The organism is Streptomyces sp. NPDC027962, from assembly GCF_055566095.1.
The window spans coordinates 23994-41506 of sequence record NZ_JBVHTA010000028.1; the positions used below are offsets into that span (position 1 = coordinate 23994).

The 17513-nt window shown below is 72.1% G+C and carries 14 protein-coding genes; all 14 read right to left on the bottom strand.

Annotated elements, in window-relative coordinates; all coding sequences use genetic code 11:
* Positions 1–49 precede the first annotated feature (49 nt).
* A complete protein-coding gene (locus ACZ4SA_RS24240; protein ID WP_468278070.1) occupies positions 50–2455 on the bottom strand; it encodes a VWA domain-containing protein in 2406 nt (801 codons plus the stop codon).
* Between the two features lie 6 nt (positions 2456–2461).
* Positions 2462–3007 carry a Pycsar system effector family protein gene (locus tag ACZ4SA_RS24245; RefSeq protein ID WP_468278072.1) on the bottom strand — a complete coding sequence of 182 codons (546 nt, stop codon included), beginning with the start codon at positions 3005–3007 and terminating at the stop codon, positions 2462–2464.
* The gene (locus ACZ4SA_RS24250; protein WP_468278074.1) at positions 3004–4254 is read right to left on the bottom strand and encodes a hypothetical protein; all 1251 of its coding nucleotides are present in this window, start codon (positions 4252–4254) and stop codon (positions 3004–3006) included. Before ACZ4SA_RS24250 ends, ACZ4SA_RS24245 begins: the two co-directional genes overlap by 4 nt.
* A complete protein-coding gene (locus ACZ4SA_RS24255) occupies positions 4254–6563 on the bottom strand; it encodes a hypothetical protein (RefSeq protein ID WP_468278077.1) in 2310 nt (769 codons plus the stop codon). The genes ACZ4SA_RS24250 and ACZ4SA_RS24255 overlap by 1 nt, the downstream gene beginning before the upstream one ends.
* The gene (locus tag ACZ4SA_RS24260) at positions 6560–7324 is read right to left on the bottom strand and encodes a hypothetical protein (RefSeq protein WP_468278079.1); all 765 of its coding nucleotides are present in this window, start codon (positions 7322–7324) and stop codon (positions 6560–6562) included. The genes ACZ4SA_RS24255 and ACZ4SA_RS24260 overlap by 4 nt, the downstream gene beginning before the upstream one ends.
* A gap of 157 nt (positions 7325–7481) precedes the next feature.
* Positions 7482–8210, bottom strand: a complete 729-nt coding sequence (locus tag ACZ4SA_RS24265; RefSeq protein ID WP_468278081.1) for a Crp/Fnr family transcriptional regulator — start codon at positions 8208–8210, stop codon at positions 7482–7484.
* A 308-nt stretch (positions 8211–8518) separates the two neighbouring features.
* A complete protein-coding gene (locus tag ACZ4SA_RS24270) occupies positions 8519–11137 on the bottom strand; it encodes a polynucleotide kinase-phosphatase (protein ID WP_468278083.1) in 2619 nt (872 codons plus the stop codon).
* Positions 11134–12699: a 3' terminal RNA ribose 2'-O-methyltransferase Hen1 gene (locus ACZ4SA_RS24275; protein WP_468278086.1), complete on the bottom strand. Its 1566-nt coding sequence runs from the start codon at positions 12697–12699 to the stop codon at positions 11134–11136. The genes ACZ4SA_RS24270 and ACZ4SA_RS24275 overlap by 4 nt, the downstream gene beginning before the upstream one ends.
* Positions 12700–12778: 79 nt before the next feature.
* Positions 12779–13693 carry a homocysteine S-methyltransferase gene (gene mmuM / locus ACZ4SA_RS24280; RefSeq protein ID WP_468278088.1) on the bottom strand — a complete coding sequence of 305 codons (915 nt, stop codon included), beginning with the start codon at positions 13691–13693 and terminating at the stop codon, positions 12779–12781.
* A gap of 16 nt (positions 13694–13709) precedes the next feature.
* Positions 13710–14633 (bottom strand): LLM class F420-dependent oxidoreductase, encoded by a 924-nt coding sequence (locus ACZ4SA_RS24285; RefSeq protein ID WP_468278090.1) that lies wholly within the window; start codon positions 14631–14633, stop codon positions 13710–13712.
* Positions 14634–14706: 73 nt separating this feature from the next.
* A complete protein-coding gene (locus tag ACZ4SA_RS24290; RefSeq protein WP_468278092.1) occupies positions 14707–15192 on the bottom strand; it encodes a DUF6099 family protein in 486 nt (161 codons plus the stop codon).
* Between the two features lie 190 nt (positions 15193–15382).
* Positions 15383–15715, bottom strand: coding sequence for a nucleotide pyrophosphohydrolase (locus ACZ4SA_RS24295; RefSeq protein ID WP_468278095.1), 333 nt, complete (start codon positions 15713–15715; stop codon positions 15383–15385).
* Positions 15712–16992, bottom strand: coding sequence for an AAA family ATPase (locus ACZ4SA_RS24300; RefSeq protein WP_468278098.1), 1281 nt, complete (start codon positions 16990–16992; stop codon positions 15712–15714). The genes ACZ4SA_RS24295 and ACZ4SA_RS24300 overlap by 4 nt, the downstream gene beginning before the upstream one ends.
* 55 nt (positions 16993–17047) lie before the next feature.
* Positions 17048–17446 carry a cell division protein SepF gene (locus ACZ4SA_RS24305; RefSeq protein ID WP_468278101.1) on the bottom strand — a complete coding sequence of 133 codons (399 nt, stop codon included), beginning with the start codon at positions 17444–17446 and terminating at the stop codon, positions 17048–17050.
* Between the last annotated feature and the right edge of the window lie 67 nt (positions 17447–17513).

A 17513-nucleotide genomic window follows, 5' to 3' on the forward strand; every position in this document is an offset into this window, starting at 1 on the left:
CGTCTCTCCTTGCGCCGTCGTCGACGGCCGCTCATGGCCGAGAGGGGCTTCAGAAGTTGGGGTCGGGGCGCTGGGTCGTGCCGCGTTGTCCCGGTGCGACGGAGGCGTCACCCCGGCCCCGGCGTGGGCCGCTCCCGTTCGAGGAGCCCGCGGGGCCGCCGCCTCGGGGGCGCGGCATCCGCCACCGGCCTCCTCGACCGCCGCTGTCGCCCGGTCCGCCGCCGTCGCGGCCGGTGCGTCTGCCTGTGCCGGTGCGGCCGGGCCCGGAGGCGGTACTGCCGTCGCCGACGACAAGTTCGAGGCCGTCGCCGAGCGTGGTCGGTTCGCCCGCCCCGATGGTTCGTTCCCGGCCGCTCGGGGGCTTGAGCAGCAGTTGTCCGGCCGTCGTGCGCCGTAGCCGGTACGCCTGGGTGCCGCCGCGCCGTAGTGCGGGTGCCCCTCCGCCGGAGCGGTCGACGCTGAACAGGAACTCTCCGCCGGAGCTCTGACCGGACCTGACGGTCAGCGTGTCCGGTCGCTGTCCCTGCGCCCGCAGTTCGAGCCGTACACCCGTGAGGTCCCGCCGTCTGGCTCCCGCCTTGAGCCGTACGACGGCGACCGCTGCCAGAGCGAGCAGCAGCACCGCCGCCGCGTAGAACGCCCACCCCCACTCGTCCCACACGGTGGGCTTCTTGGTGACGTGCACTCCGAGGAAGACGTTGTCCACCACCCGGCCGCGGTCGCCGAGGTCGGTCACCGTGATGCGTCCCGACAGCTCCCCGAGCGGGGCGTCCGCGCCGAGGGTGACGGTGAACGGGGTGGAGCTGCCGCCGGGCGCGGCGTTCACCGTGGCGGGGGTGATACGCAGACCGGATCCGGGCGGCTGGTCTGCGAGCGCGAGACGCAGGGTGTGCGGCCCGGAGTCGTTGTTGGTGACGTCCAGGGTTCCCGTGAACGTACCGCCGGGGTGGAGCTCGCCACGGTCCACGGTCAGTCCGGCGGTGAGCACCGGCGTGCCCTCGGAGACCCGTGCGTGCAGGGGACGGCGGTCGCTGGTGACGCCGGGGGCGGCCATCTCCGTGACGAGTTCGAGTTCCCCCGAGGCGGTGGCGGGTACGGTGACGCGTCCGGTGTAGCGCACGTCGTCCGCCTGTGCGTCCGGCTTCTCGCCGTTGTCGGCCAGCGGCACCACGACCGGGTCGAACCCGGCACCGGACATCCGCGCCGAGACCCGTACGCCCCGCAGCAGCTCGGGGTCGGTGATCACCACGCCGCGGCGGGTCTGCATGCGGACCTCGACGACCGCTTCCTCACCCGGTCGCGGGGACGCCGGGCCCAGGGTGACAGCGGAGCGCAGTTTGCCCTGCCAGATGGCACGCACGGCGACCTCACGGTCGCGGTGGCCCTCAGGCGCCTCGATGTGCACACGCCACTTGCCCGGCAGCGGGTTCTTCACCCGGAGCGCTTCCACCGGGCCGTCCTGTCCGCTGGTCTCGAAGAAGGAACCGTCAAAGTCACCCTGGGTGGGCACCCGTCGGCCGTCGGGGTCGTAGTAGGTGACGGAGACCTTGGGGTCGTGTTTGCCGACGGTGATGGAGCCGTCGGTGGCGATGGGCGGGATCGTGACGTAGAGGTCGGCGGGCGGCTTTCCGACGGTGCCGTGGGCCACGCGTGCACAGCGCGCGGCGGCGAAGGTCTCCTGGAGGGCCTTGTCGATCTGCGTCGAGCTACCGACCTCTCGCATCTTGGGGGCCGAGCCGGGCTGGTCGGCGCAGCCGTTTCGGTATCCGCCCTCGGCCATCCTGGTCAGCGCAGCGCGGTCGATCTTGTCACCGAAGCCGAGCGGCCAGATCTGCACGGACTCCTTCCGCGCCCGGGCCAGTTCTTCCGCGAGGCGTTTGGCCCCGTTGGCCTGGCGGCTGGTGCTGTCGGTGCCGTACTCCGGGCTGTCGGAGACGTCGAGCCGGCCGTCGGTGAGCAGGAAGACGACCTTGGGGATGGTCTTGGCGTCGTCCTCCGTCAGCCGGTCGACGGCTTGGCGCACGGCGGCGGGGAAGTCCGTTCCCGGCCCCATGGTCTTGTCGTCCCGGTCGCCCAGCTGCTGGACGCAGTCGCTCAGCCGTTGGCGCCCTGCGGTGTCGGCCGTCGTCAGCGCACACACCTCGCGGACCGGTGACTGGCCCTCTTTCTCCGAGCTGCCGAAGCCGATCACAGCGGCGCGGGACCGCTCGGAGATCTCGCCCTGCGTGATCAGTGAGGCGGCTTCCACCTCACGGGCCAGATCGTCGTCCGACAGGCTCTCCGACTGGTCGACCACGACGGCGAAGTCGATCGGGTCGGGACCGTCGGCCGCCGGGGCGGCCGCCTCGCGCTGCGGGCCGCCCGGCCCGGTGGAAGCCGGCGCCGGCGCTGCTGCCACCAGCATCAGGAGCGCGCAGGCCAGCACCGGCGCACTCGTCTTGCGGATCAGTCTCATCGTCTCTCACCACAGCTCGCCGAAGAGGACCAGCAGCGCGCCGAGGGTCAGCGAGCAGACCCCCATGCGCAGCCACCGGTATTTGGCGGCCAGGACCGCCCCGTGCACCCGTGCCTGGCCGACCAGCCAGCGCACGATGTCCTCGCCCGACTCGGAGAGCCGGGCGAGCAGTTCATCGACCGGTGTGCCGACCGAGAGATCCCGCAGGAACGTGCTGTCCGCGCCGGTCCGGGTGCGGGGCAGTATCACGCCGACGAGCATCAGTACTCCCGCCGCGCAGAGCACCAGCCCGGCCGCCACGACGACTGCGGCCGGGCGGGAGGCCGGCAGCGGGAGTTCGTTGCGCGAGAAGGCGACGGCCAGCGCGGCGATCGCCCCGGAGAGCAGGATCGCCGCCTTGGCGTCGGCGCGGCCGATGTCCTCGCGTACGGAGCCCAGCAGCCGTTCCGCCACGAACCGCACATCGGGCCCGGCGTCCGGGCCGGGCGGCGGGGCGGGGGCGGGCATGGGCGGCGGGGCGGGGTCGGGGACCGGCGGCGGGGCAGCGTTCATTCGTCGCCCCAGTCGTCGAAGTCGGCGCTGGGGCGGGCGTCCCGTGGCCCGGCCGTGCGCAGACTGTCCCGGTCACGGTCACGGTTGCTGTCCCGATCACGGTCGCTGTCCCGGTCGCGTTCCGCGGCCGACTGCACCCGCGTGGGTTCGTAGATGTGCCCCTCGTCGTCGGGACCGACGGCCGGACCGGCAGGATCGGCGTCCTCCGGTTCCTCGTCCCAGAACGGCCTCCTGGGCTCGGGGGTTTCGTCCGTACGTGCGGACAGGGCCGGCCTGCGCGACTCCCCGCCGGACGTCAGCACTCGGTCGGTGACCCCGCCGATGACACGGCTGTTGTTGTCGCGCAGATACCGCAGCACCTCGTACATCTGCTCGCCGACGTCGTGACGCTCGAGCATGCCCGCGTCGAGCAGCCTGTTGAAGAGGTTCAGGTAGTCGGCCTGGCCCTCCCGCTTCTCCTGCCGGATCGCCTTGCGGATCTCCCACACCTTGTCGGGGTTGCTCGCCATCAAATGGATGATCTCGGCCTCCTCGCCGCGCCGCAGCACCTGTTCCAGCTCCGCGGCCCGTGCGGCGACCCGCTCCCGTTCGTACCTGTCCCTGTGCCGTTCCGCCTCGGCCTGCGCCCGGTCCCTCTGCATCTCGAACGTGACGTTCTCGACCTCGACCACCCGGTCCCTGACCTGCTCGTTGAGGTCGATGAAGACGTGCACGCGGGTGCGCAGACCGAGGTCGCGGCCGAGGTCCATCCGCCCGGCCCGCAGTTCCGCCTGCACGGCCTCGTCGGCGCGCTGCGCCTCGGTCAGCCGGAACCGGCGCGACACCTGGCGCAGGCCGTACAGCAGGTCGCCGTGCAGCATCTCGCGGACGTCCCAGACGGCCTTCTCCACGATCAGGTGGGGGTCGTCCACCTCCCACTGCACCTCCGCCGTCGCCTGGAAGGACTGGGCGTCGCCTGCGGCGGGCAGGGCCAGTTCGAAGGTCGTCACATGGCGTCCGAGAATCACCTCGAAGACGCTGAACGGCTGCCCGAACCACGGCTTGTTGTGGTCCTCCCGGCGGCTCGGCCAGAGCACGCTGTGGCCGCCGTTGGAGTACAGGCACACCGCCGCCACCTGGCCGCTGCGCCGCTGGTACGGCAGCGCGCACTCACGCAGCAGGGGGCCCTTCCGCGGTCCGTCGGGGTTCTGCGGGCCGTGGGGGCTGTCCTGCTGCGCGGGATGCTCTCCGGCGCCTGACGGGATCATCACATCGCTCCTTCCGCCACCGCGTCCCACATCAGGCGGGCGGCGTTCTTGTCCAGGGGGTCGTCCTCGTCCCGCACCAGCCGGGCCAGCAGGTGCCGCACCCGGGCGCGGTCCCTGCGTTCCTCGGTGATCAGCGGGAGGAAGCCGCACATCAGGTCCAGCTGGCCGGGGTCGTCGGCACACTGACGCAGCACGCGCCCGAGGGCGTCGAGCGCCACCTCGCCCGACCGGGCGGTCCCGAGGGTGAGACGCACGAGATCGGCGAGCTTGCGCACCAGGGGGCGGCGGGTCGCGATGAGCGCCACGAGCAGCGGACGCCTGGCGTGCGCCTCGAGTTCATCGGTCTCCTCAAGGCCCCACAGATAGGTGGTACGCGTGGTGAGCGTGCCGAGGACACTCAGCAGCACCAGGTCGTTCAGCTCCCGCCGGCCGCCGCGCAGCCAGTCGCCGAGCCGGGCCACGACCGTCTCCGGTTCCACACCGGCGAGCAGGCGGGTGACGCTGAACGCCGCGTTGGACAGCACCGTCACGTCCCCGGTGCGGACGGTCTTCGCGAGCGCGTCGAGGGAGGCACGGACGGAGCCGGCCGCCATGCCGTAGCCGTGGGTCAGCAGGGCGGTCGTCACCAGGTTGTCCTGGCCGGACCCGGCCCACTCCTTCAGCAGTGCGCCGACGGCCGGCTGCACCGACGGGTCCCTGGACGCCTCCGCGAGCGCCGTGGCGGCGGACATCTGCTGTACGGGGCTGTCCGTCGCCGCCATCGGGCCGATCAACTCGCCCGCCCCGTACACCCAGTCCCAGGAGCACAGCACCCCGGCGGCCACGGAGGCCCGCACCCACACGTGGGGCCGCGGGTCGTCGCAGAGTGCGCGCAGCCACCGCACCACCGGTCCGCGCACGTTGTGATAGCCGTGCCAGACCTCGCGCAGAACTGCGGTGGCGAGTGCCTCACCCTGGAAGCGGATGGCGCGCACCGGGATCTGGGCGTCACCCAGATCGAGCTCCGAGTCCTCGACCACCGAGCGGGCCAGGACCGGCCGTTCGTCGGCGTGCGTACCGAACAGCCTCCTGCCGACCGCCTGTTCGGGGTCGAGGGTGACCTGCATCTCCCAGGCGAGCTGCTCCGCGGCTTCCGCCGCCAGGCCGTAGGGCGACCCGTTGAACACGGCGACGGCGATACGGAAGGCGGCCGCGTTGATCGTGGGAGCGGCCTCGGGGAGGGTGCCTGGGCGGTCGGCGCCCGCGAACCACGAGCGTGCCTGTGCCCGTACGAAGGTGGCGCAGCCGTCGAGGAGTTCGTCCTCGCCGATCTCGCCGCGGTGGTGCCGGGCGAGCAGATCGGCGAGGCCGGCCGCCTCCCGGGGCCGCAGCTCGTCGAGTCCGAGTGCGCCCTGGACGTCGTCACGGCGGGCCAGCTCCCGGCAGCTGTCGAGGGCTTCCTGCGGCTCGTCCCTGAGCCGGATGCGCAGATGGCGGTGGAGGACGTCCTCGGTCCCGGGCGGCCGGCAGTGCATGCCGTAGCGGCCGCGCAGCAGCCGGTCGGCCAGATCTCCGGGCTCGACGAGAACGACACCGAAGGCCTTGGCAGCCAGCAGCAGCCGGCTGAAGCGGTCCAGATGCAGTTCGGTGAGCCGGCCTGGGCCGCCCACGGCCTCCCGGCCGTCTGCACCCGCGCTCCGGCCGCCGTCGCGGTGCAACTCCTCGGAGGGGAGCTCCAGCAGGTGCCCGTGCTGTTCCTTGAGCATCTCGCCGGTGATGGTGTGCACGGCCTGGCTGGGGTCGAGCCGGGTGACCTGGTCCTCGGTCAGTTCGGCGAGCAGCGCGAGGGCCGTGGCCTTGCGGCCGCTGCCCCGTTCGCCGCACAGGACCAGCAGACCGCATTCGCGGAGCCGGGCCCGCATCCGGCCGTACCCGGGCGACTCGCAGTAGACACCGGCGAGGGTTCGCAGTTCCTCCGCCGGGACCGGCCCGTCGAGCAGGGCCGGGCCACCGCCCGTACCGAACTGGCTGATGAAGTAGTTGCCGTGGAAATACTGGCCGTCGTCGCCGAAGTTGACGACGCGTTCCGCCTGCCGGGGGGCGAAGGTCCGGCGTGCGGCATGGGCGGTGCCGGATCCGCCGGTGCCGCCTGCCGAACCGATCGGGTTGCGGCCGGCCGTCGCGAAGGGGTTGGGCGGCTCCGGCGGCGGCTCCGCGCCGTCCGGCGCACCGGCGCCGGCCTCGGCCTCTCCGGGGGGCCTGGGGTCGGCCACGGGCGGCTTGTCGTCCGCCGGGCCGTCGGTGGGCGGGGCCTGGTCCTGGTCACTCATGCCGCATCACCCGGGTCGGGTGCACCGGTTGCGCGGTCCTTGCGGATGCCGGTCACCGGGGCGTGGAACACGTTGTTCTCGAATGCCGCCACGTCACCCCGCGCATTGATCTGCGTGCCGATACGTGGCGGAGCGGAAGGCGGTGGGCCGTCCCCCTGTACCGGCCCACCGCCGGTCGGTGCACCCGGCGCGTCGGCCGCGCCGGGTGTTTTCGCGCCGCGTCCCTGTCCGGCGCCCGGCAGGTCGTCCGGCCGGTCCTCGGGCAGTGGCGGCGCGGGGGTCCGCGGGATGTGGAACCAGGCCTTCTCGTCGGTCTCCTTGAATCGGACCCGGGCGCTGCGGTAGGTCTCCGGCTCCACGTAACGGCCGCCCTCCGCCACCACGTTGGTGTAGAGCCAGTCGGACACGACGAGCAGCAGGTCGGAACCGGGGGCCAGCTCCATCGTCCGCTTGGCGGTCGGGCTGTCGCAGAGCCGGGCCGCCAGGTCCACGGCCCGGCCCACCAGCCCTCTGCCGTCGTCGAGTACCGGCCCCGCGTTCATCCCGATGCGCAGCCGCAGACGGGGGGCGCCGGCCGCGTTGTGTTCGCGCAGGCTCTGGTACAGGGTGTCGGTCCAGGTGCCGACCATCAGCGTCGGCGGTACGCCCGGATCGAGCGCCGCGAGGATCCCGTCTCCGCGGTCCTCCTGGTGGATACGGCGCACGTCGACGCCGACGGCACCGTACGCCTCGGTGAACGCCCCGTACATGGCGTCCCGCATGCGTCTCTTCGCTTCGAGACCCATGGTTCCCGAGCCGCAGACGTCTCCGTATATCACCAGTCTGTTGACGGCTGCCGCACTGCTCACTGGGACCCCCTGGGTTGCTGTCGTCTCGGAGAAAAGACTGGGCGCGTCGGGCGACGGGCGATGTAGCCGTTTACACAAGTGGCGGCTTTTTCCTCGCCGATCTGCGCTGCGGCGGTTGTTCGCGGCCCTCGGCGAGCAGCCGCAGCAGCTTCATGTCGGTGACGATCAGGCGGCGGTGCGCGGTGCGCACCACGCCCTGCTCGCGCAGCAGGCGCAGCACTTTCGCCACCGCCTCCCGGGTCGCGCCGATGGCCGCCGCGAGGTCGTGCTGCGGCAGGGGCAGGTCGATGACGGTGCCTTCGTCGCAGCGGCGGCCCACCCGTCGGCCGAGCTCGACCAGGCGCGCGGCGAGCCGCTGCAGCACCGAACCGGAGGCCAGCGACCGGCGTTCGACGTCCGAGCTGCGCAGCCGGGCGCTGAGCTGGCGCATGATCAGCGCCGTGGCCTGGGGGCGGGCGGCGAGAAAGCTGCGGAAGCGCTCGCCGGAAACGGCCACGGTGCGCACCTCGCCGAGCGCGGTCACAGAGGCGCTGCGCGGCCCGCGGTCCACGGCCGCGAGGTCGCCGACGACCTCGCCGGCGCCCCTCAGGGCGAGGATGAGGCGCCCTCCGCGATCGGTGTCGACGGATACCACGGCCCATCCCGAGAGCAGCAGCAGCACAAAGGTGCTGGTGTCGCGCTCCTGGATCATGACCGCGCCGGATTCGTAGACACGGGGGGCGCCGAGGGCGATGAGCGTCGCACGGTCCTGCGGAGTGAGGGCGTCGAGAAACGAACTGCCCCCTCCGAACAGACTCATCGCTTCGCCCCCCGCAGCGGATGTGCTGGCCCGTCGGGGGACCACTTCCTACGCCGGTGTGTCTTTCCGCGCAGTGGGCCCACGAGGCACTCGGTACCTCAGAGCTCATCATCCGTCACACTGCGTCGGGCCAATGACGCTATGGGCCGGTCATCGGTCGGTCAATATGACCTGAAAGGGTCTTGGGGGCACATGGGGGCGCACTGGGCAATGCGCGGGCGCATGCCCTCCTGCTGTACCTCCCGGGTGAGCCCCCGGCACGACGCCCCGGCCGCCGGGGAGGCGGCCGGGGCGTCGTACCGCGCCGCTCACAGCCGGGGGTCGACCGGCTCCGACTCCAGCGCCAGCACCGCGAACACGGCCTCGTGGACACGCCACAGCGGCTCGCCGTCGGCCAGCCGGTCCAGCGCCTCCAGTCCCAGGGCGTACTCGCGCAGGGCGAGCGAGCGCTTGTGGTTCAGGAATCTGCCGCGCAGCCGCTCCAGGTTCTGCGGGCGGGTGTACTCGGGGCCGTAGATGATGCGGAGGTACTCACGGCCGCGCACCTTGATGCCCGGCTGCACGAGCCGGCCCTTCCCGTCCCGTGCGAGTGCCTGCAGCGGCTTGACGACCATGCCCTCGCCGCCCCGCCCGGTCATCTCCAGCCACCAGTCGGCACCTGAACGCACCGATGCTTCGTCGCCCGTGTCGACGACCAGCCGCCGGGTGACCTGGAGCAGGCCCGTCGGGTCGTGCTCCACCAGCCGGTCCAGCCACGCCAGTTGCGCGTCGTGCGGCACCGCCGCGAGCGAGCGCCCCTGCGCCGCGAGGATCTGGAAGGGCGCGAGCCGCACCCCGTCGAGCCCGTCCGTGCTCCAGCAGTAGCGCCGGTACGCCTCGGTGAACGCGGCCGCGTCGGCGGCGCGCTCGTGCTGCCGCTCCAGCAGCGCGTCGACGGCGGCACCACGCGCCGCCGCGGCCGCCAGGGCAGCGGTCGCGCCGGGCAGTACGGCGCCGGACGCGGCGCCCACCGCGGCATACTGCGAGCGCAGCAGACCGTGGGCCTTGAGGGACCAGGGCATCAGCTCGGCGTCCAGCAGCAGCCAGTCGGTCTGCAGCTCGTCCCACAGCCCGGCGGCGGTGACGGCGGTGCGCAGGCGCTCGAGGACCTCCTCGGTGACCGCGAGGTCGTCGAAGAAGGGCCGCCCGGTCCGGGTGTGCAGCGCGCCCGTCGGCCCTCCCCCACGGCCTTCGGCGTGGGAGGTACCCCCACAAGCGCCGAACCGCTCGCGAGCGGCGTCGGCGTCCCGGCAGACCAGCGCCACCGCACGCGAGCCCATGTGCTTCTCCTCGCACACGACCTTGGCGACACCGTCGGACCGGTACTGGGCGAACGCCTCCGCCGGATGCTCCAGGTAGCCCTCCTCCTTCGACGTGGCGGTCGGCGCCATGGTCGGCGGCAGATACGCCAGCAGGCGCGGGTCGATCGCGAAGCGGCTCATCACCTCGAGCGCGGCGGCGGCGTTCTCCTCGCGTACGCCGATGCGGGACATGTGGCGGGTCTCCACGACCCGCCGGCCCTGCACATCGGCGAGGTCCAGCGGCCGGCCCTCACGGCCGCCCGGCGCCTCGGTGACAAGTGGCCTGACCGGCTCGTACCAGACCTTCTGGGCCGGCACGTCGACCAGTTCCCGCTCGGGCCAGCGCAGGGCGGTCATCTTCCCACCGAACACCGCGCCCGTGTCGAGGCAGATGGTGTTGTTGATCCATGAGGTGTCGGGTACAGGTGTGTGGCCGTAGACCACCGCGGCCCGGCCCCGGTAGTCCTCGGCCCACGGGTAGCGGACAGGCAGTCCGAATTCGTCGGTCTCCCCGGTCGTCTCCCCGTACAGCGCGTGCGAGCGGACCCGGCCGGAGGTACGCCCGTGGTACTTCTCGGGCAGCCCGGCGTGGGCGACCACGAGCCTGCCCTCGTCGAGCACGTAGTGGCTGACGAGTCCGTCGATGAACTCCCGCACCTGCGCACGGAAGGCGTCGTCCTCCTTGTCCAGCTGTTCGATCGTCTCCGCGAGCCCGTGGGTGTGCTGGACGTTTCTTCCCTTGAGCCAGCGTCCGAGCTTGTTCTCGTGGTTGCCGGGCACGCACAGGGCACCGCCCTCGGCGACCATGTCCATCACCCGGCGCAGCACGCCGGGACTGTCCGGGCCGCGGTCGACGAGGTCTCCGACGAAGACGGCGGTACGGCCCTCGGGGTGTACGCCATCCACATAACCGAGCTTGCCGAGCAGTGTCTCCAGCTCGGAGCTGCAGCCGTGGATGTCGCCGATGAGGTCGAACGGTCCGGTCAGGTGCCGCAGGTCGTTGTAACGGCGCTCGAGGACGATCTCGGCGCTGTCCGCCTCCTCGACGCTGCGCAGGATGTGGACCTTGCGGAAGCCTTCACGCTCCAGGCCCCGCAGCGAGCGGCGCAGTTCGCGGCGGTGGCGCGCGATGACGTGGCGGGGCATGTCGGAGCGGTCGGGGCGGATCGCGTTGCGCTGCGCGCAGACCTCTTCCGGCACGTCGAGCACGATCGCGATCGGCAGGACGTCGTGCTCACGCGCCAGCCGGACCAGCTGGCGGCGGCTCTCCTGCTGCACGTTGGTCGCGTCGACGACGGTCAGCCGCCCGGCCGCCAGCCGCTTGCCGACGATGTAGTGCAGCACGTCGAAGGCGTCGCCGCTGGCGCTCTGGTCGTTCTCGTCATCGGCGACCAGGCCGCGGCAGAAGTCGGAGGAGATGACCTCGGTCGGCTTGAAGTGCTTGCGCGCGAAGGTCGACTTGCCGGAGCCGCTGGCCCCGACGAGGACGACGAGGGACAGGTCGGTGACCGGGAGCCGGCGGCCGGGGGTGATGCCGGTGGCGCCTGTGGTCTCGGTGTTGCCCGTGGGGTTCTCCGCGGTGCTCATGCGGCCTTCGCCTCCTTCGCCTTCTCCGTGATCGCAGTCTCCTCGGCCTTCGCCGTCCTCCCGGCCTTCCCGGCGTCCGGGTCGGTGGCCTTCCCGGCCTTCCCGGCGTCCGGGTCGGTGGCCCCGGTCATCTCGAACACGGCCATCTGCGTGGGCGCGCCCACCTCGGGGTCGTCGGGCCCCACCGGCACGTAACGGACCTCGTAGCCGTGCCGCTCCGCCACACCGCCGGCCCAGGTGCGGAACTCCCCGCGGGTCCACTCGAACCGGTGGTCGCCGTGGCGGACATGGCCGGCGGGCAGCGTCTCCCAGCGGACGTTGTACTCGACGTTCGGCGTCGTCACGAGCACCGTCCTCGGCCGGGCCGAGCCGAACACCGCGTACTCGAGCGCGGGCAGCCGCGGCAGGTCGAGGTGCTCCACGACCTCGCTGAGGACGGCCGCGTCGTATCCCACCAGTCGTTTGTCCGTGTACGTGAGCGAGCCCTGCATCAGCTTGACCCGGGCCGCCTGCCGCTCGCCCATCCGCTCCGGCTTGAGCCGCCGTCCGGCGATGGTCAGCGCGCGAACCGAGACGTCCACGCCGACGATCTCGGTGAAGCGGACGTCCTTGAGCAGGGCCTGCACCAACTGGCCCTGACCGCAGCCCAGGTCGAGCACCCGGCTCGCGCCCGACGTGCGGAGCACGTCGAGGATGGCTTCCCTGCGCTGCTCGGCGAGCGGGACGGGACGCTCCTCGGTGTCGGTGGTCTCGTCCACGGCGTTGTCCACGTCCTCGACCTGGAGGTCGTCGGCCTCTGCGAGACGCGCCAGCTCCAGGCGCTCCATGGCCTGCCGGGTCAGCCCCCGGCGCCGGGACAGATAGCGGCTGGTGATCAGCTTCTGCTCGGGGTGTTCCGCGAGCCAGCCCTCGCCGGCGCGCAGCAGCTTGTCGACCTCCTCCGGTGCGACCCAGTAGTGCTTCGCGTCGTCGAGGACGGGCAGCAGGACGTAGAGCTGGCGCAGCGCGTCAGCGAGCCGCAGCTCCCCTTCGAGTACCAGCTGTACATAGCGGGAGGCGCCCCATTCGGGGAACTTCGCGTCCAGCTCGACCGGTTCGGCCTCGACGGAGCTCCAGCCGAGCGGCCCGAAGAGCTTGCGGACCAGTTCGGCGCCGCCTCGCGCGGGCAGCGCGGGCACCTCGATGCGCAGCGGCAGCGGCGCGTCGGCCCGCTCGGGCAACGCGGCGCAGACCCCGCGCAGGGCGCTCTTGAACACCGTGCTCAGCGCCACGGCCAGCAGGGACGACGCCGCGTAGGGGCGGTCGTTGACGTACTGCGCGAGCGCCGAGTCGGGTGCGCCGCCGCGGCCCTTGCCCCTGCCGCGCCGCACCAGCGCCACGGGATCCACCTCCAGGAGCAGCGCGGCCGTGCACCGCTCGGCCGACGCCTCGGGGTAGAAGACGTGTGCCGTGCCGTGCGAGGTGGAGAACGCCTGCGCCTTGTCGGGATGCTTGTGCAGCAGAAAGCCCAGGTCGGTCGCGGGACGCTCACGGGTACCGGTAGTACTGATCGTCAGGAACACGCGTTTGAGTATCGTCCGGTCGGCCACCTCCGACCAGGGGTTTTCGTCAGGAACCGGTCCCCTCCCGGTCCGCGTTCGCTCACTCTTCCTCCTCGTGGGCCAGCAGCCGCGCGAGCTCCCCGATCTTCTGCGGCCCGACCCGGCAGCAGCCGCCGATCAGGCGGGCGCCGGCGGCCCGCCATGCGCGCACCTGGGCCGGGTCGTAGGCGGACCCGCCCTGCCAGGCCCGTGCGGCTGCGTCCCAGCGCTCGCCGCTGTTGGGGTAGACGACGGCGGGCTTGCCGGTGATTTCACAGGCGAGCGCCGCCGCGGGCACGGTTTCGCCCGGATCGCAGCAGTTGACCCCGACCGCGATCACCTCGTCACGACCGGCCGCCAGCGCGAAGGCCTCGGCCGCCGGCCGGCCGGCCCGGGTACGGCCGTCCGCGATCGTGTACGACAGCCACACCGGCACCCCGCACCCCTCTGCGGCATTCAGCAGCGCCTGTGCCTCGTCCGTGTCCGGCACGGTCTCCAGCGCGAGCACGTCGGGGCCGGCCGCCGCCAGCGCCTCCACCCTCGGCCGGTGGAAGCGCTCGAGCTCGCGCACGCTCAGCCCGTACCGGCCGCGGTACTCGCTGCCGTCCGCGAGCATCGCGCCGTACGGCCCGACGGAGGCGGCGACCCACACCTCGTGGTCTGCCGCCTTTGCCGCGGACCGGGCGAGGTCGACGCTGCGGCCGAGCAGCCGGGTGGCTTCGGCCTGGCCGAGGCCTCGCCGCGCGAACCCCTCGAAGGTGGCCTGGTAGCTCGAGGTGATGAGCACCTGCGCGCCCGCCCGTACGTATGCCGTGTGCGCTGCCTCGATCTGCCGCGGACCGTCGACGAGCAGGGCGGCCGACCAGAGACTGTCGGACAGGTCGCACCCCTGGGCCTGCAGTTGGTTGGACAGACCGCCGTCGAGGACGAGGGTCCTTTGGGCGAGGGCGGCGGCGAGCGTACGAGCGGGCCTCACATCTGCTCCCGGTGGATCAGGTCAACTGAGTCTGGACCTGGGACGAGATCAGCTCCAGGTGGTCCAGGTCGTCGAGGTCGAGCACCTGGAGGTAGATCCGCGACGCGCCGGCCGCGGCATAGCGGCCGATCTTGTCGACGACCTCCGCGGGCGTGCCGGCCAGACCGTTCGCCTTCAGCTCGTCCACGTCGCGGCCGATCGCCGCGGCGCGGCGTGCCACCTCCGCGCCGTCCTTGCCGACACACACCACCAGTGCGTTCGAGTAGACCAGGTCGTCCGCGGCGCGACCGGCCTTCTCCGCGGCGGCGCGCACCCTGCCGAACTGCCGCTCGGTGTCTTCGAGCGAGGCGAAGGGGAGGTTGAACTCGTCCGCGTACTGCGCGGCGAGACGGGGCGTACGGATCGCTCCGTGGCCGCCGATCAGCACCGGCACTTTCTGCTGGGCAGGCTTGGGCAGCGCCGGCGAGTCGGTCAGCCGGTAGTGGTTGCCCTCGTAGGAGAAGGTCTTGCCGGTCTCCGTAGCCCACAGCCCCGTGATGATCGCCAGCTGCTCCTCCAGCCGGGCGAACTTCTCCTTCGGGAACGGGATGCCGTAGGCCTTGTGCTCCTCCTCGAACCATCCCGCGCCCAGCCCCAGTTCGACACGGCCGCCCGACATCTGGTCGACCTGGGCGACCTGGATCGCCAGCACACCCGGCAGCCGGAAGGTGCCCGCGGTCATCAGCGTGCCGAGCCGGATGCGCTTGGTCTCACGCGCCAGTCCGGCCAGGGTGATCCAGGCGTCGGTCGGCCCGGGCAGGCCATCGGCGGAGCCCATGCTCAGATAGTGGTCGGACCGGAAGAAGGCGTCGAAGCCGAGGTCCTCGGTGGCTTTGGCAACGGTCAGCAGGGTGTCGTAGCCGGCACCTTGCTGGGGCTCGGTGAAGATTCGAAGATCCATGCTTCCATCCTGCACCTTCCGCCATCGGCCCGTCGCAGCCCCTCGCGGGCCCGGCCGCCCTCGCCTGCCGGCATCAGGGCCCTGCCCGGCCGCGGACGGTTTCCGGCGGCCGGTCCGGCTCGCGCTCCGCGAGCCGCCGCAGCATGCCGCGCACCCGGTCGCTCGACTCGTCGGCCGCGTCTATCGTCTCGATGCACTGCCAGTACAGCCCCTCATCGTCCGTGGCACACGCGACGCCGACAAGTGCGATGCCCACGTCCCCCAGCAGGACGTTCAGCCCTGTCAACGTCACTTCCGGGTCGGCCACTTCAGTCAGCTGCATGGCACGGACCGCGCCGCTGCGCACCATCGGATGGTCGAGCACGCCGCAGCCGCGGCCGCCGGTCTCGCTGAGGCCCCTGGCCTCGCCCCTCAGCTCCAGCGGGCCGCTCAGCGCGAGCCGGGCCCCGATCGCCTGCGCGAGGGCCTGGGCCTGCCAGGCCTCCGCGACGATGTCCGGCACTGCCCGGCTCTGTGCCAGCGCATGTCGGCACACCTTGACGAGCCGTTCCGCATCCATGTACGCACCCCCGTTCGCACGACTTACCACCCACCGAGTTCATTACCCAGAGTGAAGCCCCTTGAGCCGAAAAGCCAGGGGAATTCGGAAATCTGTGGACAGCAAGCCTGTTGTGGATAACCCGGTGACTCCATAGAGTGATGAAGCTGTGCCGTGCACCCTGTTGAACCCGCCCGTTCGCCTCCAGTTCTCACTTCCGCGGAAAACGGATCTCGTTACGGTCGATCTTCTCCGACAGCGCCTGAAGGGCATCGACCCCGAGCGCTTCGCAGAACTGCAGCAGATACGCCAGCACATCGGCGACCTCGTCCCGCACCCGGTGCGCCGCCTCCTCTTCCTCCATCACCCGCGCCGACTGCTCGGGGGTCAACCACTGGAAGATCTCCACCAGTTCGGACGCTTCGACGCTCAGCGCCACGGCCAGGTTCTTCGGGGTGTGGTACGGCTCCCAGCCGCGCGCCGCCGCGAATTCGGCCAGCCGGCGCTGCAGCGCTTCGACATCCAGCCCGTCGTCTCTCGTCACGGCACCAGGTCTACCACCGTCACGCCGCCGATCTCCCGCGCGCACGAGCCGTCGGTGACCGTCCCCACCAGCCGGATGTGCCCCCGTGCGCACATCTCGGCACCGAGCGCGACCAGTTGGCGCGTCTGCGCCGGGTCGAGGCTGCGGTCGAATCCGTCCGCGAGAACCGTCAGTGACTGATAGGCCACCGGCACCTCGGCCACCTGGTCCATGGCGAGCACCCCGGGGCCGGTGAGCAGTACCAGCGCGAGACCCAGATACCTGAGCTCGCCCTCGCCGAGCCGCCCCACCGGCGTCGGCCCTCCGGCGCCGCCCCGTGCCAGCAGCGCGCGCACACGCCCGTTCGCCAGTTCCTCGACGGCCAGATCGTCCACGGCTCCCGCGCATCCCATTCGTGCCGCCGCCGTGAGCCGCGCATGCCGCTTGGCGCATTCACTGCGGGTGCGGTGCAGCACTGCGGCCAGGTTGTCGCAGCCACGGCGCAGCCGTCCCGCCCCCGCGGGCACCGGCACACGCATCAGCTCCGGCCGCGGGTCGCAGGCGAAGACCGAGCGCAGCGCGACGACCACCTGCTCGGCCGCCGCGAGCACCTGCAACTGCGCCTCGGTCCTGCCCGCGACGTGCAGCGGCAGCAGCGCCGTGCCGAGTCGGTCGTCGGGCAGCGGGCCGCGGGTGACGCCCCCGGAGCCAGCGGTGAGCCAGGCGGCCTCCACCACGGAGCGCGCCGGATCGCGCAGCGCCGTGTTCAGCAAGGTGCGTCCGCCACAGGTAAGCCGCTCCCCCGCGATGCGCAGACATGGTTCGGCCTGCACCGCCAGATCGAGCAGGACCGGTCCGGCCGGCCCGTCGACCGTGCAGCCGATACGGAACCCCCGCCGCCCCTGCCGGTCCGCCACCGCCCGCTCGGGGACGCATTCGGCCGGTTCGGGGAAGGCGGTGCCCAGGTCGTTGCCGGCGCCGAGGAGGGCCAGGGCCTCGTACGCCGCCAGGGCGCTCGACTTGCCGCTGCCGCTGGCGCCCGCGAGGAGCGTCATGGGGCCGAGCGGGAAGGCGGCGGAGCGATGGGACCGGAAGGAGGAGAGCCGCAACTCCGTGACGGCCGGGCGGGCGTTGACCGGGCGAGCGTCGGCCGACTCGTTGGCCGGGCGGGCGTCGGCCGGCGGGCGATCGTTGACCGGCGGGCGGGTACCGGCCGGGCGGTCGTTGGCCGGCTGTCGGCTGTCGGCCGTCCGGCCGGGTGACGTCTGCGGGTCCATGACCAGGGTCTTCGCGTCCATGAGCGGGACGGTACGCAGCCCGCGCCACGCCGAACCGTTCCGCCTGGGGGCCTTCCTACGAATGGGGGACGGCGGCCGCGGCAATCCCTTCGACCTCGGTGCCGACGGGTGCGAGCAGGAAGACGTTCCGGTCGACGCGATGCATCGCACTGCCGAGTCCGAACACGACTCCACTGGTGAAGTCGAGGATCCGTTTGGCGACGTCGGTCTCCGCGCCGGTGAGGTCGAGCAGCACCGGCGTCTGGTCGACCAGGTACTCCGCGACCTCACGCGCGTCGGCGAAGACCTGGACCCGCAGCACGACGAAGCGACGGTTCTCCGGGGTCGCGTACTCCCGCGCGACAGTGCGGTGATCGGCCCGCGACGGCCACTCGTTGCGACTGCGCAGCGGCACAACCTGGGCCAGGCCCTCCCACTGCTCGTCGGTGACGTCGAACCTCTCGTACCTACTCATGACTCCATCCTCGCTCCCCTCACCCGTTCGGCCCAACTACGACACGGGTGAGGGGACGGGAACCTGG